The sequence below is a fragment of the Pseudomonas sp. BRG-100 genome (genome assembly GCF_000737955.1).
Lineage (GTDB): Bacteria > Pseudomonadota > Gammaproteobacteria > Pseudomonadales > Pseudomonadaceae > Aquipseudomonas > Aquipseudomonas synxantha_A.
This window is the reverse complement of the sequence record NZ_JPRX01000001.1, coordinates 3,262,480-3,282,257: the sequence shown is the minus strand read 5'-3', so window position 1 is coordinate 3,282,257 and position 19,778 is coordinate 3,262,480. Positions and strand designations below refer to the sequence as shown.

Genomic DNA, 19,778 nt, shown 5'->3' with positions numbered 1-19,778 from the left:
TGCGGGACACGGCCCGCCTGTTAAAAGCGCACTCCCGAACAATCCTTGGTCAGGAAGTCGAGGGCGGCTAGTTGTTAATAAGTTCTGCGGCAACCGCCGCCAGATCGTCAAAAATCAAAGTGCCTACCGGCAGGTTTTTCGCCTGGGTCTTTTCGCCTTTTCCGGTCTTTACCAAAACTGGCTGAGAGTCGACGGCTTTGGCCGCCTCCAGGTCACCGAGGCTGTCCCCGACGAACCATATCCCAGCCAAGGGCACCTTGTAATGTTCTGCAATAGTTTTCAACATGCCAGGCTTGGGCTTGCGGCAATCGCAGCCCTCATCCGGCCCGTGAGGGCAGTAAACCACCAGCCCCACCTCACCTCCCTGTTCGGCCACCAACGTGCGCAAGCGCGCGTGCATGGCGTCCAGGGTGGCGATGTCGTAGTAACCGCGGGCGATGCCGGACTGGTTGGTGGCGATGGCCACCGTCCAGCCGGCTTTGCTCAACTGCGCGATGGCCTCGATCGAGCCGGGCAAGGGGATCCACTCCTGTACCGACTTGATGTAAGCGTCGGAGTCGTAGTTGATCACCCCGTCCCGATCGAGAATCAGCAGTTTCAACATGATCAACCCAATACGGAAATGTCAGCGATATTGATGAACAGGCCACGCAAACGCGCGAGCATGGCGTAACGGTTTTTCCGCACGCCGGCATCGTCGGCATTGATCATCACCGCTTCGAAGAACGCGTCTACCGGCTCACGCAGAGACGCCAGGCGCGCCAACGCTTCAGCGTAGTTACGCTCGGCGATCAGCGGTTTCACAGCGTTCTCGGCCTTGGCGATGGCCGAGTTCAGCGAGAACTCCTTGGCATCGGCAAACAGGCTTGGGTCAACGTCGGCATTGCCGAGGTTGTCGGCCTTGCTCAGCAGGTTCGACACACGCTTGTTCACGGCCGCCAGGGCATCGGCTTCCGGCAGCTTGCGGAACGCTTGTACGGCTTGTACGCGCTGGTCGAAGTCCAGTGCCGAACCCGGTTGCAGGGCACGTACCGACAGGTAGACGGAAACGTCCACGCCTTCGTCTTCGTAACGCGCACGCAGGCGGTCGAACACGAACTCCAGCACTTGCTCGGCCAGGCCGGCTTGCTTGACCTTGGTCCCGAACTGGCCGACCGCGAACACCACGGCCTGGGTCAGGTCGAGATCCAGCTTCTTGTCGATCAGGATCCGCAGCACGCCCAATGCCGCACGGCGCAGGGCATACGGGTCTTTGCTACCGGTGGGCAACATACCGATACCGAAGATACCCACCAGCGTATCGAGCTTGTCGGCGATGGCCACGGCCGCACCCGTCAGGGTGGTCGGCAATTCTGCACCGGCACCGCGTGGCATGTACTGCTCGTTCAGGGCCAGGGCGACGTCGTCCGGCTCGCCGTCGTTGAGGGCGTAGTAGTAACCGGCGACACCTTGCATCTCAGGGAACTCGCCAACCATCTCGGTGGCCAGGTCGCACTTGGACAGCAAGCCGGCACGGGCGGCCCAGGCTGCGTCGCCGCCGATGCGTGGCGCAATGTAGGCCGCCAGCTTGGAAACCCGCACGGCCTTGTCGTAGACACTGCCGAGTTTTTCCTGGAACACCACGTTTTGCAGGCGCAGGTTGAAGTCTTCGAGCTTCTGCTTCTTATCTTGCTTGAAGAAGAACTCTGCATCGGTCAGGCGTGGGCGAACGACTTTCTCGTTACCGGCGATGATCTGCTGCGGGTCCTTGCTCTCGATGTTGGCCACGGTGATAAAGCGCGGGAGCAACTTACCGTCTGCGTCCAGCAGGCAGAAATACTTCTGGTTGTCCTGCATGGTGGTGATCAACGCTTCTTGTGGCACGTCGAGGAAACGCTCTTCGAACGAGCACACCAGCGGCACCGGCCACTCCACCAGAGCGGTCACTTCGTCCAGCAGGCTTGGCGGCACGATGGCGGTGCCTTCCTGCAGGCGGGCCAATTCTTCGGTGCGCTTGCTGATCAGCTCGCGACGCTCATTGGCATCGGCCAATACGTAAGCGGCGCGCAGGTCGTTGAGGTAGTTGGCCGGCGAAGTGATGCGCACGCTTTCGGGATGATGGAAGCGGTGACCACGGGAATCACGACCAGCCTTCTGGGCGAGGATGGTGCAATCAATGACCTGGTCACCGAGCAGCATTACCAGCCATTGGGTCGGACGTACGAACTCTTCCTTGCGCGCACCCCAGCGCATGCGCTTGGGGATAGGCAGGTCGTTCAGGGAGTCTTCAACGATGGTCGGCAGCAGGCTGGCGGTCGGCTTGCCGGTGATGACCTGGCTGAAACGCAGTTTCGGGCCGCTCTGGTCGATCTCGCTCAGCTCTACGCCACATTTCTTGGCAAAGCCAAGGGCGGCTTGTGTCGGGTTGCCTTCGGCATCGAAAGCTGCCTGGCGCGGTGGGCCGTCCAGGTTGATGTTGCGGTCCGGCTGCTGGGTTTCCAGCGCGGTCAGCAGCACAGCCAGGCGGCGCGGCGCGGCGTAGACTTTTTTGGCTTCAAACTTCAGGCCGGCAGTCTGCAGGCCTTTTTCGATACCGGCCAGGAATGCATCGGCCAGGGTATTGAGTGCCTTGGGTGGCAGCTCTTCGGTGCCCAGTTCAACCAGGAAATCTTGAGCACTCATTGTGCAGCCTCCAGCTTAGCCAACACTTCATCACGCAGGTCAGGGGTTGCCATCGGGAAGCCCAGCTTGGCGCGAGCCAGCAAATAGGCTTGGGCGACGGAACGCGCCAGCGTGCGCACACGCAGGATGTATTGCTGGCGCGCAGTTACCGAGATGGCACGGCGGGCGTCCAGCAGGTTGAAGGTATGGGACGCCTTCAACACCATTTCATAGCTTGGCAGCGGCAGCGGCTGGTCGAGTTCGATCAGGCGCTTGGCTTCGCTTTCATAGAAGTCGAACAGTTCGAACAGCTTCTCGACGTTGGCGTGTTCGAAGTTGTAGGTGGACTGCTCCACTTCGTTCTGGTGGAACACATCGCCGTAAGTCACCTTGCCGAACGGGCCGTCAGCCCATACCAGGTCGTAGACCGAGTCCACGCCCTGCAGGTACATGGCCAGGCGCTCGAGGCCGTAGGTGATCTCGCCGGTCACCGGGTAGCACTCGATGCCACCGGCTTGCTGGAAGTAGGTGAACTGCGTCACCTCCATGCCATTGAGCCAGACTTCCCAGCCCAGGCCCCAGGCGCCCAGGGTTGGCGATTCCCAGTTGTCTTCGACGAAACGGATGTCGTGCACCAGTGGGTCCAGGCCCACATGTTTCAGCGAGCCCAGGTACAGTTCCTGGAAGTTGTCCGGGTTGGGCTTCAATACCACCTGGAACTGGTAGTAGTGCTGCAGACGGTTCGGGTTTTCGCCGTAGCGGCCGTCAGTCGGGCGACGACTGGGCTGCACATAAGCGGCGTTCCAGGTTTCCGGGCCGATGGCCCGCAGGAATGTAGCGGTGTGGAAAGTGCCGGCGCCTACTTCCATATCGTAGGGCTGAAGTACCACACAACCTTGCTCGGCCCAGTATTGCTGGAGGGCGAGGATCAAGTCTTGGAAGGTACGCACGGCTGGCGTAGGCTGGCTCACGAAATTCACCTGTTACTTGGGCTGCGATTTAAAGAGCGGGAGTATACCCGATTCGGCCCCGCCACCACTCCCTGGAGCCTTATGCCACGCTGCTTTTGGTGTTCTGAAGATCCGCTGTACATGGCTTATCACGATCAAGAGTGGGGAACGCCGCTGCGCGATGCGCAGGGTTTGTTCGAGTTGCTTTTGCTCGAAGGGTTCCAGGCGGGTCTGTCCTGGATCACTGTTTTACGCAAACGCGAGCATTATCGAAAGGTCTTGTTCGGCTTTGATGCGCAGCGTCTGGCGCGGTTAAGCGATGAAGAAATCGAGGCGCTGATGCAGGATCCGGGCATCGTGCGCAATCGCTTGAAGCTCAATGCTACCCGGCGCAACGCCGCGGCCTGGCTGGCGCTGGAAGACCCGGTGGGGTTGCTGTGGTCATTTGTCGGCGGCAAACCCAAGGTCAATCACTTCAAGGATCGCAGCGACGTCCCGGCCATTACACCCGAGGCTGAAGCCATGAGCCGCGCCTTGAAGAAAGCCGGTTTCACCTTCGTCGGGCCGACCATCTGCTACGCCTTCATGCAGGCCTCGGGCATGGTCATGGACCACACTCAGGACTGTGACCGTTACGCGGACTTGGTCAACGCCGGTTAGAATGCCGGTTTTGCGCACCACACACGATCAGGAGTGACCTGTGGAAAAGTTTAAAGGCGCCTTGCTGGTAGGCGCTCTCCGGTTGTTTGCCCTGCTGCCCTGGCGCGCCGTACAAGCCGTCGGCACGGGCATCGGCTGGATCATGTGGAAAACCCCCAACCGCTCCCGCGACACCGTGCGGATCAACCTCTCCAAATGCTTCCCGGATATGGACCCGGCCGAGCGCGAGCGCCTGGTGGGCCGTAGCCTGATGGACATCGGCAAGTCCCTGACCGAAAGTGCTTGCGCGTGGATCTGGCCAGCCCAGCGCTCCATCGACCTGGTGCGGGAAGTCGAGGGCCTGGAAGTGTTGCACCAAGCCCTGGCCTCGGGCAAAGGCGTGGTGGGTATCACCAGTCACCTGGGCAACTGGGAAGTGCTGAACCACTTCTATTGCAGCCAGTGCAAACCGATCATTTTCTATCGCCCGCCCAAGCTCAAGGCGGTGGACGAACTGCTGCGCAAACAACGCGTGCAATTGGGCAACCGCGTGGCGGCGTCGACCAAGGAAGGCATTCTCAGCGTGATCAAGGAAGTGCGCAAAGGCGGCCAGGTAGGCATTCCTGCCGACCCGGAACCAGCCGAGTCCGCCGGCATCTTCGTACCGTTTTTCGCCACCCAGGCCCTCACCAGCAAATTCGTGCCGAACATGCTCGCGGGCCACAAGGCTGTTGGCGTATTCCTGCACGCGTTGCGCCTGCCGGACGGCTCAGGCTACAAAGTGATCCTGGAAGCGGCGCCGGAAGACATGTACAGCACCGACACCGCCACCTCCTGCGCGGCGATGAGCAAAGTGGTGGAGCGCTATGTCGGCGCCTACCCGAGCCAGTACATGTGGAGCATGAAGCGCTTCAAGAAGCGCCCGCCGGGTGAGGCGCGGTGGTACTGATTCACACCTGACTCAAGACCGATATAGAAACAATGTGGGAGGGGGCTTGCTCCCGATAGCGGTGGTTCAGTCAAATATGCATTGGCTGACACACTGCCATCGGGAGCAAGCCCCCTCCCACATTTAGTCCTGTATCAAGCCTGGCGATCGAGTTTCTTCAGGAACACGGTCATCTCTTTTTCGGCCTGCTTGTCGCCGTGGGCCTGGGCCGCTTCAATGCCTTTTTCCCACGCCTGTCGTGCTGAGGCACTGTCACCCTGCGCCTGGTGCGCCTTGCCCAACAGCTTCCACGCCGCCGAATACTTCGGATCGAACTCGAGGCACTTGCCCAGATGCTCGGCGGCTTTGGCGTTGTCTTTCAAGTCCAGATAACCCTTGCCCAAGCCGAAACGCAGCAGCGAATTATCCACACCCTTGGCGAGCATTTTTTCCAGGGATTCGAGCATGTCGGTCACTCCGTTTGATCAGAAAAAGCTCAAGCCCACGTGGAACAGCTTCTCTACATCGCGGATATGTTTTTTATCCACAAGGAACAAAATCACATGGTCTGCGGTGGCGATCACCGTGTCGTCGTGGGCGATGATCACTTCTTCATCGCGGATGATTGCGCCAATGGTGGTACCCGGCGGCAGGCCGATATCGCGGATGGCCTTGCCAATCACCTTGCTCGACTTCGAATCACCGTGGGCAATCGCCTCGATGGCTTCCGCCGCACCCCGGCGCAGGGAGTGCACGCTGACAATATCGCCACGCCGCACGTGGGCGAGCAAGGTACCGATGGTCGCCAGTTGGGGGCTGATGGCGATGTCGATATCGCCGCCCTGGATCAGGTCCACATAGGCCGGGTTGTTGATGATGGTCATCACCTTCTTCGCCCCCAGCCGCTTGGCCAGCAACGACGACATGATGTTGGCTTCGTCATCGTTGGTCAGGGCGAGGAAGATATCGGCGTCGGCGATGTTTTCTTCCATCAGCAGGTCGCGGTCCGAGGCGCTGCCTTGCAGTACGACAGTGCTGTCGAGGGTGTCGGACAAATGCCTGCAACGCGTCGGGCTCATCTCGATGATCTTCACCTGGTAGCGGCTTTCGATGGCCTCGGCCAACCGCTCGCCGATCTGCCCGCCGCCGGCGATGACGATGCGTTTGTAACTCTCGTCGAGCCTGCGCATTTCGCTCATGACCGCACGAATATTCGCCTTGGCGGCGATGAAAAACACTTCGTCGTCGGCCTCGATCACCGTGTCGCCTTGGGGCAGGATCGGCCGGTCACGACGGAAAATCGCGGCCACGCGGGTTTCCACGTTTGGCATGTGCTCACGCAGCTGGCGCAGTTGTTGGCCAACCAACGGCCCGCCGTAGTACGCCTTTACCGCCACCAGTTGCGCCTTGCCCTCGGCGAAGTCGATCACCTGCAAGGCGCCAGGGATTTCGATCAGGCGCTTGATGTAGTGGGTGACCACCTGTTCCGGGCTGATCAATACGTCCACCGGAATGGCGTCATTATCGAACAGGCCGGCGCGAGTCAGGTAGGCCGCTTCGCGCACCCGGGCGATCTTGGTTGGGGTGTGGAACAACGTATGAGCGACCTGGCACGCGACCATGTTGGTCTCGTCGCTGTTGGTCACCGCCACAAGCATGTCGGCATCGTCGGCACCCGCCTGACGCAGCACCGTTGGAAACGACGCCCGGCCTTGTACCGTGCGGATGTCCAGGCGGTCGCCCAGGTTGCGCAGGCGCTCGGCATCGGTGTCGACCACGGTGATGTCGTTGGCTTCGCCGGCCAAGTGTTCGGCCAGCGTGCCTCCGACCTGCCCTGCCCCAAGGATGATGATTTTCATCCGGTCACTCCCTTAAACCCATTCAGCCGCGTGCGGCGGCGATCTTGATCAGTTTGGCGTAGTAGAAGCCATCGTGCCCGCCTTCCTGCGCGAGCAGTTGGCGGCCGTGGGGCTGCTTGATGCCGGCGCTGGTAGCGAGGTCCAGTTCGCGCGCGCCGCTGGTGCGGGCGAGGAAGGCTTGGATGACCTCGGTATTTTCGGTGGGTAGCGTGGAGCAGGTGGCGTACAGCAGGATGCCGCCGACTTCCAGGGTTGGCCACAGGGCGTCAAGCAATTCGCCTTGCAGCACCGCGAGGGCGGCGATGTCGTCGGGCTGGCGGGTCAGCTTGATGTCCGGGTGCCGACGGATCACGCCGGTGGCAGAGCAAGGTGCGTCCAGCAGGATGCGCTGGAATGGCTTGCCGTCCCACCAGGTCGCTGTGTCGCGGCCGTCGGCGGCGATCAGGTCGGCGCTGAGGCCCAGGCGTGCAAGGTTTTCCCGCACGCGCACCAGGCGTTTGGCTTCAAGATCCACAGCCACTACACCGGCCAGGTCTTTTTCAACTTCAAGGATGTGACAGGTCTTACCACCTGGCGCGCAGCAGGCGTCGAGTACGCGCTGGCCGGGGGCCAAATCGAGCAGGTCGGCCGCCAATTGCGCGGCCTCGTCCTGCACGCTGATCCAGCCTTCGGCAAAGCCCGGCAGGCTGCGCACATCAGTGGCGGCTTCGAGCACGATGCCGTCGGTGCTGTACACGCACGGGGTGGCGTTGATGGCGGCGTCGGCCAGTAATTGCAGATACGCATCACGACTATGGTGGCGACGGTTGACCCGCAGGATCATCGGCGGGTGCGCATTGTTGGCCGCGCAGATAGCCTCCCATTGCTCGGGCCAGAAGGCTTTCAGGGATTTTTGCAGCCAGCGCGGGTGGGCGGTGCGCACCACCGGATCATGTTCCAGCTCGGCCAGCAGTGCTTCGCTTTCACGCTGGGCCCGGCGCAGTACGGCATTGAGCAGGGCCTTGGCCCAGGGCTTTTTCAGCTTGTCGGCGCAACCGACGGTTTCACCGATGGCGGCGTGGGCCGGTACGCGGGTGTAGAGCAGTTGATAGAGGCCCACCAGCAACAGCGCCTCGACATCAGCGTCTGCCGCCTTGAACGGTTTTTGCAGCAGCTTGGCTGCCAGTGCCGACAACCTTGGCTGCCAGCGGGCGGTGCCAAAGGCCAGGTCCTGGGTGAAACCGCGATCCCGGTCTTCGACCTTGTCCAATTGCGTGGGCAATGAACTGTTCAGCGAAGCCTTGCCGTTGAGCACGGCAGCGAGAGCCTTGGCGGCGGCCAGACGTGGGTTCATTGAGTGGCCACCCCGAGGATCGTGCCCAAGGCAAATTTCTCACGGCGGCTATTGAACAAATCGCTGAAGTTCAGCGCTTTGCCGCCGGGCAATTGCAGACGTGTCAGGCACAGCGCCTGATCACCGCAAGCGACGAACAGCCCGTCTTTGCTGGCGCCGATAATCTCGCCGGGGGCGCCTTTGCCGTCGGCCAGGGTCGCGTTCAACACCTTCAAGGCTTCGCCGTTCAGGGTGCTATGGCAAATTGGCCATGGGTTGAAGGCACGTACCAGGCGCTCCAGCTCCACGGCCGGGCGGCTCCAGTCGATGCGCGCTTCGTCTTTGTTCAATTTGTGCGCGTAGGTGGCCAGGCTGTCGTCCTGTACCTCGCCTTCCAGGGTGCCTGCTGCGAGGCCGGCGATGGCCTGGATTACGGCAGGTGGGCCCATTTCGGCAAGGCGGTCGTGCAGGCTGCCACCGGTGTCTTGCGCGGTGATCGGGGTGGTGACCTTGAGCAGCATCGGTCCGGTGTCCAGGCCCGCCTCCATGCGCATCACGGTCACGCCGCTTTCGCTGTCGCCCGCCTCCACGGCGCGCTGGATCGGCGCCGCACCACGCCAGCGAGGCAGTAGCGAAGCATGGCTGTTGATGCAACCCAGGCGCGGGATATCCAGCACCGCCTGGGGCAGGATCAAACCGTAGGCCACCACCACCAGCAGGTCCGGTTTCAGCGCGGCCATTTCGGCCTGGGCCTCGGCATTACGCAGGGTCGGCGGTTGCAGCACGGGAATAGTGTGTTCAAGCGCCAGTTGCTTGACCGGGCTCGGCATCAGTTTTTGCCCGCGACCGGCCGGGCGATCCGGCTGGGTGTACACCGCGACGATGTCATAAGGGCTGGCAAGCAGCGCCTTGAGGTGTTCGGCGGCGAATTCAGGGGTGCCGGCAAAAACAATGCGCAATGGCTCGGTCATGGGAGTTCTCGGTTAAAAACAGTCACAAAAGAAAAAGGCTTGCCGCAGCAAGCCTTTGGAAGAAGGGCATCAAGCTTGCTGGCGATGCTTTTTTTCCAGCTTCTTCTTGATCCGGTCCCGCTTGAGCGTGGACAGGTAATCGACAAACAGCTTGCCGTTAAGGTGGTCGCATTCATGTTGGATGCACACTGCCAACAGACCTTCGGCAATCAGCTCAAACGGTTTGCCATCACGGTCCAGGGCCTTGATCTTCACGCGCAACGGGCGTTCGACGTTCTCGTAGAACTCCGGCACCGACAGGCAGCCTTCCTGGTATTCGCCCATCTCATCGGTCAGTGGTTCGAACTCGGGGTTGATGTACACCCGGGGTTCGCTGCGATCTTCCGACAGGTCCATGACCACGACACGCAGATGCACGTTGACCTGGGTAGCGGCGAGGCCAATGCCCGGAGCTTCATACATTGTTTCAAACATGTCATCGACCAACTGACGAACCTTGTCGTCCACTACGGCCACCGGCTTGGCGATCGTGCGCAGGCGCGAGTCGGGAAATTCGAGGATGTTCAAAATAGCCATAAGCGTAATTGCTGCACATGTGAGGTAAAGACCAATCGGCGGTGGGATGGACCCACACGGCCGGTGTGAAACGCTCAGAAGCCACGAGGGCCAAGGCATTTCACGCGAACGCACATAATAAAGGAGATTCACCCCATGAGGAAATCGCTACTCGTCTTGCTGCTGTGGGCCCCCGTCGCCATGGCGTTGATTCCCAAGCCCACTGAACGCCTGGATCACGCGACGCAACAGGCCATCCAGCACTTTTTACTGCATAACCGGATTGTCGATACGCCCCAGGACCTGGACAACGCGCCTTATATCGTCGCAGCGCAAGGCGGTCGCGTGCTGGGGGCCAACGGTGAGCGCGTGCATGCTCGCGGTCAGCTGGACCCGGCCCAGCCAAGCTACGGAATCTTTCGTCGAGGCAAGGTCTACACCGACCCAGGCACCCAGGAGCTACTGGGCATCAATGCCGACGATATCGGCACCGCACGCTTTGTACTCGCCGACGACCTCACCACCCTGGCGGTGCAGCGGGTTACCCAGGAAATCCGTCCAAGTGACCGCTTGCTTGGTGCCCAACGTCCGGTCGCGCTGAACACCCTGGAGTCAGCCAAATCAACGGCTTTCATCGCAGGGCACATCATCGACATCCCCAGGGGCGTCACTCAGATTGGTGTGCTGGACGCCGTGACCCTGAACAAGGGCCGCCGCGATGGATTGATCGAAGGCCAGTTACTGACGGTGATCAAGGCGGGTGCCACGGTGCGAGACGTCCTTACCGGCACGCCAACCCAACTCCCGGAAGAACGGGCCGGCACTCTTCTGGTGTTTCGCACCTATGAAAAACTCAGCTACGCCTTGGTGCTCAGTGCTTCACGCGCGCTGGCTGTAAAGGATCGTTTCGAGACCCGTCAACAAGCGCAATAAATAGCCTGCTAAATAAGTTACCAACAGAGTTATCCACAGCTTGTTCCGGTCAAGGATGATCAAATGAATCCGATAAACAGTAGCGAAATTTCTCCGGCAGAGCTGGAAGCCCGACTACGCTTGCACAGGCTGCCAGAACTGGGTCCCAAGCGTTTTCACGTATTGATCCAAGCGTTCGGCTGCGCCTCCAAGGCCCTCAGTGCCCCCGCCAGTGCCTGGCGTTCCCTCGGGTTGCCCGCCATCAGCGCCGATGCCCGGCGTAGCCCGCAAATCCGTGATGGCGCCAGTACGGCATTGGCCTGGTTAGAGCGTCCGGCCCAGCATTTGCTGATGTGGGACCAACCTGAGTACCCGGCCTTGCTCGCTCAGATCGACGACGCACCGCCGCTGTTATTCGTTGCGGGCGACCCGGGCATTCTGGAAAAACCACAGTTGGCCATGGTCGGTAGCCGGCGTGCTTCCCGCCCCGGCATGGACACGGCCGCCGCGTTTTCCCGCAGCCTGGCGAGCGCCGGTTTTGTCATCACCAGTGGTTTGGCGCTGGGCATTGACGGCGCAGCACATCAGGCAGCGCTGGAGGTGGGCGGTCGTACAGTCGGGGTGCTTGGCACCGGGCTGGAAAATTTTTATCCACAGCGCCACCGCAAGCTCGCTGCCGCGATGATTGCCCAAGGCAGCGCGGTGATTTCTGAGTTTCCGTTGGACGCGGGGCCCCAGGCCGGTAATTTTCCACGGCGCAATCGGATTATCAGCGGGCTCTCGCTGGGGGTTCTGGTGGTGGAAGCCAGCATGGCCAGCGGTTCGCTGATCACCGCACGGCTGGCCGCAGAGCAAGGGCGCGAGGTGTATGCGATCCCGGGCTCCATTCACCATCCCGGTGCCAAGGGTTGCCATCAACTGATCCGTGATGGCGCGGTGCTGGTGGAAACCATCGAACACATCCTTGAGGCGCTGCGCGGTTGGCAGGCGTTATCGCGCCCTGCGCCGGTGCCGATCACCCACCCACTGGTGGCACTGCTGCATGCTGCGCCGCATACCAGTGAAGCCCTGGCGATTGCCAGTGGTCGGCCGTTGTCCCAGGTGCTGGCGACTCTTACGGAGCTGGAGCTGGAAGGCCAGGTCATCTGCGAAAGCGGGCGCTGGCTGGCGCGTTGCCAGGTTTAGGTGCTGCCGGTTTTTGGCGCTGGGTTTTGTAACGAAGATCGGTAAACTGCCCAGAGCTTTAGTCCGGAGATTAAATAATGGTCAACAGGTGGCGTGTGCTGCAAGCCGCACGGGAAATTCGCGCAGGCGCGGTGATTGCCTATCCGACCGAGGCGGTCTGGGGCCTGGGTTGCGACCCGTGGAATGAAGAAGCGGTGGATCGGCTATTGGCGATCAAGAACCGCTCGGTGGACAAGGGCCTGATTCTGGTAGCGGACAACATTCGTCAATTCGACTTCCTGTTCGAAGACTTCCCGGACACCTGGATCGATCGCATGGCCAGCACCTGGCCCGGGCCGAATACCTGGCTGGTGCCCCACCAGGACTTGTTGCCCGAATGGGTCACGGGTATGCATGACACCGTGGCGTTGCGGGTCACTGATCACCCGTTGGTGAGGGATTTGTGCGCTCAGGTCGGGCCGTTGATCTCCACGTCGGCCAACCCTCAGGGGCGCCCGGCGGCACGCACGCGTATTCGCGTGGAGCAGTATTTCCGCGGGCAAGTGGACTTGGTGTTGGGTGGCGCGCTGGGTGGGCGCAAGAACCCAAGCCTGATTCGGGACCTGGTGACAGGTGAGGTCGTGCGCCCCTCCTGAGATCGAGGCACGGCCATCGCGGGCAAGCCCGGCTCCCACATTTGATCAGTCATCGCGGTCAAATGTGGGAGCTGGTTTGCCTGCGATGACGCACTCAAGGCAACAGAATGGTTGAGCCAGTCGTGCGTCGCGCCGACAACTCGGTCTGCGCTTTGGCCGCATCCGCCAGCGGGTAGCGCTGGTTGATATCAATGCGCACCTTGCCGCTCTTGATCATCGAAAACAGATCGTCCGCCATCGCCTGCAAGTTCGCCGGATTGTTGGCGTAGGTCGCCAGCGTCGGGCGGGTCACGTACAGCGAGCCCTTGGCCGACAGAATGCCCAGGTTCACCCCGTCCACCGCGCCCGACGCGTTGCCAAAGCTTACGACCAAACCCCGTGGCGCCACGCTGTCCAGAGAGGTCAGCCAGGTGTCCTTGCCGACGCCGTCGTACACCACCGGCACCTTTTTACCGTCAGTCAATTCCAGCACACGTTGTGCGACATTCTCCTTGCTGTAGTCGATGGTTTCCCAGGCGCCGAGCGATTTAGCCAGGGCGGCCTTTTCCGGCGAACTCACGGTGCCGATCAGCTTCACGCCCAGGGCCTTGGCCCACTGGCAGGCCAGGGAGCCGACGCCACCGGCAGCGGCGTGGAACAGGATGGTTTCGCCGCCTTTCAATTCGTAGGTCTGGCGCAGCAGATATTGCACGGTCAGGCCCTTGAGCATGGCCCCGGCGGCCTGCTCGAAACTGATGTCATCCGGCAGGTGCACCAGGTTGGCGGCGGGCAACACATGCAACTCGCTGTAGGCACCCAGCGGGCCGCTGCCGTAGGCCACGCGGTCGCCGACTTTGAACTGGGTGACTTCACTGCCCACGGCATCGACGACACCAGCGCCTTCAGCGCCCAGGCCGGATGGCAGCGCGGGCGGTGCGTAGAGGCCACTGCGAAAATAGGTGTCGATGAAGTTCAGACCTATGGCCTCGTTACGCACCCGCACCTGTTGTGGGCCAGGCTCCGCTGGCGTGTAGTCCACATACTCAAGTACTTCGGGGCCGCCGTGGGCGCTGAACTGGATACGTTTGGCCATCTGCACTTCTCCTTGGGTTCGAATCTGCGTAGCCCCCTATCGGACTCCTAAGCTTGATCTTCGTCAACTGCCGCGCACCTAAGTGCAGTGGCATGTGGGCGCAGTGGTATCCTGTGCGCCCATTTGCCGCCGACGCCCAATGGCCTCGCGTAGCTTTGCCCGATTCAAGGTGATGCCATGACTACCCGCACCGAGGCCGTTAAAGCCTACCTGCTTGACCTGCAAGATCGCATTTGCAACGCCCTGGAAACCTTCGAGACGGACGCTCGCTTTATCGAAGACGCCTGGACCCGGCCTGCCGGTGGTGGCGGTCGCACCCGTGTGATCGAGAACGGTTCGGTGATCGAAAAAGGCGGCGTTAACTTTTCCCACGTGTTTGGCAGCGGTTTGCCACCGTCCGCCAGTGCCCATCGGCCTGAGCTGGCTGGTCGGGGGTTTGAAGCCTTGGGCGTGTCACTGGTGATTCATCCGCATAATCCCCATGTGCCGACATCCCACGCCAATGTGCGCTTTTTCATCGCTGAAAAAGAAGGCGAAGAGCCGGTGTGGTGGTTCGGTGGCGGCTTTGACTTGACCCCGTATTACGGCAACGAAGAAGACTGCGTCCACTGGCACCGTGTGGCCGAGCAAGCTTGTGCGCCCTTTGGCCCGGACGTGTACGCACGCTATAAAGCCTGGTGCGACGCCTATTTCCACATCAAGCATCGCAATGAACCTCGCGGTATCGGTGGCCTGTTCTTCGATGACTTGAACGAATGGGGCTTCGACACCTGTTTCGCCTTTATCCGTGCCATCGGCGATGCCTATATTGATGCCTACCTGCCGATTGTGCAGCGTCGCAAGGCCATGGCGTATACCGAGCAGCAGCGTCAGTTCCAGGAGTTCCGCCGGGGCCGCTACGTCGAATTCAACCTGGTCTATGACCGTGGCACCCTGTTCGGTTTGCAGTCGGGCGGGCGTACAGAGTCGATCCTGATGTCGCTGCCGCCCCAGGTCCGTTGGAGCTACGACTGGAAGGCCGAGGCCGGTAGCGAAGAGGCGCGCCTCACCGATTATTTCCTGCAAGACCGCGACTGGCTCGGCGTCGTTGCAGCCAAGGCGGCGGTGTGATGGACCGTTATGTCGTGTTCGGCAACCCCATCGGCCACAGTAAATCGCCGCTGATCCACCGTATGTTCGCCGAGCAGACCGGCGAACAACTGGACTACAGCACGTTGCTCGCGCCGTTGGAGGATTTCACCCACTGCGCCCGTGAGTTTTTTCGCCAGGGCCGTGGCGCCAACGTGACCGTGCCGTTCAAGGAAGACGCCTATCGTTTGGCCGATACCTTGACTGAACGTGCCCAGCGCGCTGGAGCCGTGAACACCCTGAGCAAACTGGCGGACGGTACGTTGTTGGGAGACAACACCGACGGCGCCGGCCTGGTGCGCGACCTGACGGTCAACGCCGGGCTGAACCTGCAAGGCAAACGCATCCTGTTGTTGGGAGCCGGTGGCGCGGTGCGCGGTGCACTTGAGCCGTTGCTGGCACAGCAACCCTCTTCGTTGATCATCGCCAACCGCACCGTGGAAAAGGCCGAGCTGCTGGCTGAGCTGTTCGACGACCTGGGCCCGGTGTCTGCCAGTGGTTTCGACTGGCTACGTGAGCCGGTTGACGTGATCATCAATGCCACGTCCGCCAGCCTGTCAGGCGATGTACCGCCGATTGCCGGCAGCCTGATCGAGCCGGGCAAGACGTTCTGCTACGACATGATGTACGCCAAGGAACCTACCGCGTTCTGCCGCTGGGCTGCGGAACACGGCGCTGTGGTGGCGATGGATGGTTTGGGGATGCTGGTGGAGCAGGCAGCGGAAGCCTTCTTCCTGTGGCGTGGTGTGCGCCCTGATTCAGCGCCGGTGTTAGCCGAACTACGCCGTCAATTGGCCTGATCGTGTTCAATCTTGGAAATGGAGGGGGCAACTCTTGGCCCCTTCCAGTTTTCTTAACTCTTCGATTACTTGCGGCCTGGCCCCACGCAAGGTCAGGCTACGCCCCAACCGCGCCAACCGTCGCGCCTCCTGATGCAGCATCTCCACCCCGGAGTAGTCGATAAAATTGATCTGCTGCGCTTCGATCACCACCCGCGTGCCCTGCAGACTTTGCAGGCGTACTTGCAGGTAATGGCTGGCGCCAAAAAAGATCGAGCCACCCACGCGTAATACATCCTCGTCCCCATCGCGCCATTGCTGAACCCGTGGTTGCGAAGTGCGCTTGAGGTAGAAAAACAGCGATGCCAACACCCCGGCATAAATCGCCGTTTGTAGCTCCAGCAGCAAGGTGGCGACACACGTCAGGCCCATCACCACGAATTCGGCGCGGCTGACACGAAACAAAGCACGAATCCCTCGATGATCCACCAAACCCCAGCAAATCAGCAGGATGCTGGCGGCCATGCTGGGGATGGGAATATGCGCGATCAACGTCGCGCCGAACAACGCAAATAACGCCACCCACAGCGCCGAAAACACCCCAGCCAGGGGCGAACAAGCACCCGCCTCGTAACTGAGGCCCGAACGGGTGAACGAACCCGCTGACAGGTAGCCGGAGAAAAATCCGCCAACGATGTTGGATAAACCCTGGGCGCGCACTTCCTGGTTGGCGTCGAGTAATTGTTGCGAGCGAGCCGACAGTGAGCGCGCAATCGACAGGCTGGTCACCAACCCCAGCATCCCCACCGCCACCGCGCTGGGCAACAGGCGCAGTACCAGGTCCAGGTCCATCGGCAATGGACTGAACGGCGGCAACTGGCCGATAAACGAACTGACCAGCGCCACATGCCCGAACATCGTCGGCCACAGCCATGCCGTCAGGCTACCCAGGACTAAAGCGATCAACAGCGTCGGCCAGCGTGGCACCAGAGACTTGAGCAGCGCGCCCACCAGCAAAGTGCCGAGCCCGAGGATCAGGGACGCACGATCCCACTCACCGCCATGGTCGACCAGCGCCAGCAGGCTGTTGAGGGCGGTGGCCTGGCTCGGCAAGTCCAGCCCCAGCAGGTTCGGCAACTGCCCCAGGGCAATCACCACCGCGGCGCCCAGGGTGAAACCCAGCACCACCGAATGGGAGACAAAATTCACCAGCGCGCCAAAGCGCAGAAGGCCGAGCAACCACTGGAACACCCCGGCGAGGAAGGTCAGCAACAGGATGAGGGTGATGTAGTCCTGGGAACCTGGCACGGCCAATGGGCTGATACTGGCGTAAAGCACGATGGAAATCGCCGCCGTGGGCCCACAGATCAGGTGCCAGGAAGAGCCCCACAGGCAAGCGATCAAGACCGGGATGATCGCCGCGTAGAGCCCGTATTCCGGTGGCAGGCCGGCGATCAGTGCGTAGGCAATCGACTGTGGCAGGGCCAGTACGGCGCCACTGAGGCCGACGATCGCATCCCGGCCGACGCTGGCGCGGGTTTGGCGCGGGAGCCAGCTGAGGAAGGGGAAGAGTGTGTGGCGGTTGGGCCGGGGCATCGCAGGCTCGGGTAGAAGGTTTGGCTTAGAGTATCAGTACACACCGGCTCCCTGTGGGAGGGGGCTTGCTCCCGATAGCGGTGTTTCAGCCAATACATTCATAGCTGATAGGCCGTCATCGGGGGCAAGCCCCCTCCCACATTTGGATCCAGGCGCATCTTAGAGTTGGGCTTTGACCGCGGGCAACGCATCCTGGCCATCCAGGGTTTTCACGCCGTCGAGCCACTTGTCCAGCACCGCGGGGTTGGCCTTGATCCACGCTTTGGCCGCCTCGGCATTGCTGACCTTGTTGTTGGCCACCTGCGCCATGATGCCGTTCTCCATCTCCTGGGTGAAACTCAGGTTGGTCAGCAGTTTGGCGACATTCGGGCAGGCTTGGGCGTAACCCTTGCGGGTCAAGGTATACACGCTACCGGTGGCGCCAAAATACTGCTCGCCGCCCTTGAGGTAATGCATCTTCAACTGCACGTTCATCGGGTGCGGCGTCCAGCCGAGGAAGGTGACGAAGCGCTGTTTCTTCACCGCTCGCGACACCTCGGCGAGCATCGCCTGCTCGCTGGATTCGATCAGCTTCCACTGGCCCAGGTCGAAGTCATTCTTTTTGATGATCTCCTGCAACGAGATATTTGCCGGCGCGCCGGAGCCGATGCCGTAGATCTTCTTGTCGAACTTGTCGGCAAACTTGTTCAGGTCGGCAAAGTCACGTACGCCGGCGTCCCATACGTAGTCCGGCACCGCGAGGGTGAACTCGGTGCCGTCGAGGTTCTTCGCCAGTTGCACCACATCGCCGTTGGCCACGAACTTGTCATAAAAACCTTGTTGCGCCGGCATCCAGTTGCCGAGAAACACATCCACCTGACCGTCCTTGAGCCCGCCAAAAGTGATCGGCACCGCCAGGGTATCGACCTTGGCTTTGTAGCCCATCCCCGTCAGCAAAAAACCGGTAATGGCATTGGTGGCGGCAATGTCGCTCCAGCCTGGATCGGCCATCTTTACCGTTTCACAGCGAGCGTCTGCGTACACGTTGGCGCTGCCCAGCGCCAATATGCTCAGTACCACGGTCAACTTTTGCATGGCCTTCCCTCTGTCTGTTTATTGGTTTTGGCAGGGTTGTGGATAACGTGCCTTGCGCTCCAGGTCGTCGAGGTCGATATGGTTGCGCATGTACTGCTGACTGGCATCCACCTGTGGCTGGTGGTCCCAGCTCTTGAGCGTGCCTTGAGTCAGTGCCTCAAACACCAGACGGCGCCGACGCTGGCTGGCAAGCACTTGCTGATGGATCGCCGGGATGTCCCATTTGGCCCGCGCTTCACACAAAAAGGCCTCGAACAGCGAGCGATGTTCTGCTGACAGGCTGAGGTTTTCCCGCTCGTGCGGGTCGTTGCGCACATCAAACAGTAGGCAAGGGTCGTCCTCGCTGTAGATAAATTTGTAGGCGCCCCGGCGAATCATCATCAATGGGCTGATGGTGCCTTCGGCCATGTATTCGCCAAACACTTCGTCATGCCCGCCCTGCCCTTGCAGGTGCGGGACCAGAGAGCGACCGTCCAGCGGCAAGTGTGGGTCCAGCTCGCCGCCGGCCAGCTCCACCAGGGTCGGCAGCAGGTCGGCGGTGGACACGGCCTGAGTGACCCGTCCAGCCGCAAATTGGCCCGGCGCGCTGATCAGCAGCGGCACGCGGGCGGCCATTTCAAACCAGTGCATTTTGTACCAGAGGCCACGCTCGCCGAGCATGTCACCGTGGTCGCCGGAGAAGATGATCAGGGTGTCGTCAGCCAGGCCGGTGTCTTCCAGGGTTTGCAGGAGTTTGCCGACATTGCTGTCGATGTAACTGCACGCACCGAAGTAGGCGCGACGGGCATCGCGGATCTTGTCCACAGGCAGCGGTTTATCCCACAAGTCATAGACCTTGAGCAGACGCTGGGAGTGTGGGTCCAGCTCTGCTTGCGCCGGCGTTGCAGGCAAAGGGATGTCGGCGTCGTCGTACAGGTCCCAGAACGGCTTGGGAATAGTGTAAGGGTCGTGGGGATGGGTCATCGATACGGTCAGGCAGAAGGGCCGATCACCGTCCTCGCGGATATGATCGAACAGGTATTGCTGCGCCTTGAACACCACCTCCTCGTCGAAGTCCAGCTGGTTGGTGCGCACGCACGGGCCCGCTTGCAGCACCGAAGACATGTTGTGGTACCAGGTGGGGCGTACGTCGGGCTCATCCCAATTCACCGCCCAGCCATAATCCGCGGGGTAGATATCGCTGGTCAGGCGTTCTTCATAGCCGTGCAACTGGTCGGGGCCACAGAAATGCATCTTGCCCGACAACGCGGTGCGGTAGCCGAGGCGACGCAGGTAGTGGGCATAGGTCGGCACATCGGCGGGGAAATCGGCAGCGTTGTCGTAGGCGCCGATCTTGCTCGGCAACTGGCCGCTGACCAGAGTGAAGCGCGAAGGCGCACACAACGGACTGTTGCAATAGGCGGCCTCGAATACCACGCCTTGGGCGGCGAGGCGGCTGAGGTTGGGCAGCTTGATCGAGGAAGGCCCGTAGAACGGCAGCATGGGCGCGGCCATTTGATCGGCCATGATGAAAAGAATGTTCTTGCGCTTCATGGTTTCTCGG

Annotated in this window: 19 protein-coding genes; 7 read left to right on the top strand and 12 right to left on the bottom strand. The window is 61.1% G+C overall.

Annotated elements, in window-relative coordinates; all coding sequences use genetic code 11:
• Window positions 1-67: 67 nt before the first annotated feature.
• The 3 genes from gmhB to glyQ are packed head-to-tail and all read right to left on the bottom strand — an operon-like array spanning window position 68 to window position 3,611.
• The gene (gene gmhB, locus JH25_RS12910; RefSeq protein WP_177327431.1) at window positions 68-607 is read right to left on the bottom strand and encodes a D-glycero-beta-D-manno-heptose 1,7-bisphosphate 7-phosphatase; all 540 of its coding nucleotides are present in this window, start codon (window positions 605-607) and stop codon (window positions 68-70) included.
• Complete coding sequence (gene glyS / locus JH25_RS12915) at window positions 607-2,661, bottom strand: glycine--tRNA ligase subunit beta (protein WP_032878605.1); 2,055 nt, start codon at window positions 2,659-2,661, stop codon at window positions 607-609. Before glyS ends, gmhB begins: the two co-directional genes overlap by 1 nt.
• Window positions 2,658-3,611: a glycine--tRNA ligase subunit alpha gene (gene glyQ, locus JH25_RS12920; protein WP_003213601.1), complete on the bottom strand. Its 954-nt coding sequence runs from the start codon at window positions 3,609-3,611 to the stop codon at window positions 2,658-2,660. The genes glyS and glyQ overlap by 4 nt, the downstream gene beginning before the upstream one ends.
• A gap of 81 nt (window positions 3,612-3,692) precedes the next feature.
• Between glyQ and JH25_RS12925 the strand changes: the two genes are divergently transcribed.
• A complete protein-coding gene (locus JH25_RS12925) occupies window positions 3,693-4,250 on the top strand; it encodes a DNA-3-methyladenine glycosylase I (RefSeq protein ID WP_005783377.1) in 558 nt (185 codons plus the stop codon).
• Window positions 4,251-4,290: 40 nt separating this feature from the next.
• Complete coding sequence (locus tag JH25_RS12930) at window positions 4,291-5,178, top strand: lysophospholipid acyltransferase (protein ID WP_005783378.1); 888 nt, start codon at window positions 4,291-4,293, stop codon at window positions 5,176-5,178.
• Between the two features lie 134 nt (window positions 5,179-5,312).
• Here JH25_RS12930 and JH25_RS12935 read toward each other — a convergent pair whose 3' ends face one another.
• The 5 genes from JH25_RS12935 to def all read right to left on the bottom strand — a co-directional run bounded on the left by JH25_RS12935 (window position 5,313) and on the right by def (window position 9,875).
• Window positions 5,313-5,624, bottom strand: a complete 312-nt coding sequence (locus tag JH25_RS12935; protein WP_032878603.1) for a tetratricopeptide repeat protein — start codon at window positions 5,622-5,624, stop codon at window positions 5,313-5,315.
• 18 nt (window positions 5,625-5,642) lie between these two features.
• On the bottom strand, window positions 5,643-7,016 hold the full coding sequence (trkA, locus tag JH25_RS12940) for a Trk system potassium transporter TrkA (protein ID WP_032878602.1): 1,374 nt from the start codon (window positions 7,014-7,016) through the stop codon (window positions 5,643-5,645).
• Window positions 7,017-7,038: 22 nt separating this feature from the next.
• The gene (rsmB, locus tag JH25_RS12945; RefSeq protein WP_032878600.1) at window positions 7,039-8,349 is read right to left on the bottom strand and encodes a 16S rRNA (cytosine(967)-C(5))-methyltransferase RsmB; all 1,311 of its coding nucleotides are present in this window, start codon (window positions 8,347-8,349) and stop codon (window positions 7,039-7,041) included.
• Window positions 8,346-9,299, bottom strand: a complete 954-nt coding sequence (gene fmt, locus JH25_RS12950) for a methionyl-tRNA formyltransferase (protein WP_032878599.1) — start codon at window positions 9,297-9,299, stop codon at window positions 8,346-8,348. The genes rsmB and fmt overlap by 4 nt, the downstream gene beginning before the upstream one ends.
• Before the next feature lie 69 nt (window positions 9,300-9,368).
• A complete protein-coding gene (def, locus tag JH25_RS12955) occupies window positions 9,369-9,875 on the bottom strand; it encodes a peptide deformylase (protein ID WP_005783383.1) in 507 nt (168 codons plus the stop codon).
• A 135-nt stretch (window positions 9,876-10,010) separates the two neighbouring features.
• On the opposite strand from def, the gene JH25_RS12960 reads away from it, so the two are divergent.
• From JH25_RS12960 to JH25_RS12970, 3 genes are all read left to right on the top strand, one after another.
• Window positions 10,011-10,787 carry a hypothetical protein gene (locus JH25_RS12960; RefSeq protein ID WP_032878598.1) on the top strand — a complete coding sequence of 259 codons (777 nt, stop codon included), beginning with the start codon at window positions 10,011-10,013 and terminating at the stop codon, window positions 10,785-10,787.
• A gap of 63 nt (window positions 10,788-10,850) precedes the next feature.
• A complete protein-coding gene (gene dprA, locus JH25_RS12965) occupies window positions 10,851-11,951 on the top strand; it encodes a DNA-processing protein DprA (protein WP_032878597.1) in 1,101 nt (366 codons plus the stop codon).
• Window positions 11,952-12,028: 77 nt separating this feature from the next.
• Window positions 12,029-12,586: an L-threonylcarbamoyladenylate synthase gene (locus JH25_RS12970; protein WP_032878595.1), complete on the top strand. Its 558-nt coding sequence runs from the start codon at window positions 12,029-12,031 to the stop codon at window positions 12,584-12,586.
• Between the two features lie 94 nt (window positions 12,587-12,680).
• Here the strand turns inward: JH25_RS12970 and JH25_RS12975 are convergent, their stop codons facing one another.
• Window positions 12,681-13,658 carry a quinone oxidoreductase family protein gene (locus JH25_RS12975; RefSeq protein ID WP_032878594.1) on the bottom strand — a complete coding sequence of 326 codons (978 nt, stop codon included), beginning with the start codon at window positions 13,656-13,658 and terminating at the stop codon, window positions 12,681-12,683.
• A gap of 177 nt (window positions 13,659-13,835) precedes the next feature.
• Here JH25_RS12975 and hemF point away from each other — a divergent pair, with 177 nt between their 5' ends.
• The gene (gene hemF, locus JH25_RS12980; protein ID WP_032878593.1) at window positions 13,836-14,768 is read left to right on the top strand and encodes an oxygen-dependent coproporphyrinogen oxidase; all 933 of its coding nucleotides are present in this window, start codon (window positions 13,836-13,838) and stop codon (window positions 14,766-14,768) included.
• Complete coding sequence (gene aroE, locus JH25_RS12985; RefSeq protein WP_032878592.1) at window positions 14,768-15,586, top strand: shikimate dehydrogenase; 819 nt, start codon at window positions 14,768-14,770, stop codon at window positions 15,584-15,586. The genes hemF and aroE overlap by 1 nt, the downstream gene beginning before the upstream one ends.
• Before the next feature lie 6 nt (window positions 15,587-15,592).
• On the opposite strand, the gene JH25_RS12990 is transcribed toward aroE, so the two are convergent.
• The 3 genes from JH25_RS12990 to betC form a co-directional block, all read right to left on the bottom strand.
• Entirely contained in the window at window positions 15,593-17,161 is a 1,569-nt protein-coding gene (locus tag JH25_RS12990; RefSeq protein ID WP_032878591.1) for a SulP family inorganic anion transporter, read from the bottom strand.
• Between the two features lie 159 nt (window positions 17,162-17,320).
• Window positions 17,321-18,235 carry a choline ABC transporter substrate-binding protein gene (choX, locus tag JH25_RS12995; RefSeq protein ID WP_032878589.1) on the bottom strand — a complete coding sequence of 305 codons (915 nt, stop codon included), beginning with the start codon at window positions 18,233-18,235 and terminating at the stop codon, window positions 17,321-17,323.
• 18 nt (window positions 18,236-18,253) lie between these two features.
• Complete coding sequence (betC, locus tag JH25_RS13000) at window positions 18,254-19,768, bottom strand: choline-sulfatase (RefSeq protein WP_032878588.1); 1,515 nt, start codon at window positions 19,766-19,768, stop codon at window positions 18,254-18,256.
• Window positions 19,769-19,778: the final 10 nt, after the last annotated feature.

Excerpts from the sequence above, each read along its gene's own strand:
- aroE (WP_032878592.1), top strand. The coding sequence starts at position 14,768 with ATGGACCGTTATGTCGTGTTCGGCAACCCCATCGGCCACAGTAAATCG.
- def (WP_005783383.1), bottom strand. The coding sequence starts at position 9,875 with ATGGCTATTTTGAACATCCTCGAATTTCCCGACTCGCGCCTGCGCACG.
- JH25_RS12970 (WP_032878595.1), top strand. The coding sequence starts at position 12,029 with ATGGTCAACAGGTGGCGTGTGCTGCAAGCCGCACGGGAAATTCGCGCA.
- choX (WP_032878589.1), bottom strand. The coding sequence starts at position 18,235 with ATGCAAAAGTTGACCGTGGTACTGAGCATATTGGCGCTGGGCAGCGCC.
- JH25_RS12975 (WP_032878594.1), bottom strand. The coding sequence starts at position 13,658 with ATGGCCAAACGTATCCAGTTCAGCGCCCACGGCGGCCCCGAAGTACTT.
- JH25_RS12990 (WP_032878591.1), bottom strand. The coding sequence starts at position 17,161 with ATGCCCCGGCCCAACCGCCACACACTCTTCCCCTTCCTCAGCTGGCTC.
- betC (WP_032878588.1), bottom strand. The coding sequence starts at position 19,768 with ATGAAGCGCAAGAACATTCTTTTCATCATGGCCGATCAAATGGCCGCG.
- hemF (WP_032878593.1), top strand. The coding sequence starts at position 13,836 with ATGACTACCCGCACCGAGGCCGTTAAAGCCTACCTGCTTGACCTGCAA.
- fmt (WP_032878599.1), bottom strand. The coding sequence starts at position 9,299 with ATGACCGAGCCATTGCGCATTGTTTTTGCCGGCACCCCTGAATTCGCC.
- JH25_RS12960 (WP_032878598.1), top strand. The coding sequence starts at position 10,011 with ATGAGGAAATCGCTACTCGTCTTGCTGCTGTGGGCCCCCGTCGCCATG.
- trkA (WP_032878602.1), bottom strand. The coding sequence starts at position 7,016 with ATGAAAATCATCATCCTTGGGGCAGGGCAGGTCGGAGGCACGCTGGCC.
- rsmB (WP_032878600.1), bottom strand. The coding sequence starts at position 8,349 with ATGAACCCACGTCTGGCCGCCGCCAAGGCTCTCGCTGCCGTGCTCAAC.
- JH25_RS12935 (WP_032878603.1), bottom strand. The coding sequence starts at position 5,624 with ATGCTCGAATCCCTGGAAAAAATGCTCGCCAAGGGTGTGGATAATTCG.
- glyS (WP_032878605.1), bottom strand. The coding sequence starts at position 2,661 with ATGAGTGCTCAAGATTTCCTGGTTGAACTGGGCACCGAAGAGCTGCCA.
- JH25_RS12925 (WP_005783377.1), top strand. The coding sequence starts at position 3,693 with ATGCCACGCTGCTTTTGGTGTTCTGAAGATCCGCTGTACATGGCTTAT.
- dprA (WP_032878597.1), top strand. The coding sequence starts at position 10,851 with ATGAATCCGATAAACAGTAGCGAAATTTCTCCGGCAGAGCTGGAAGCC.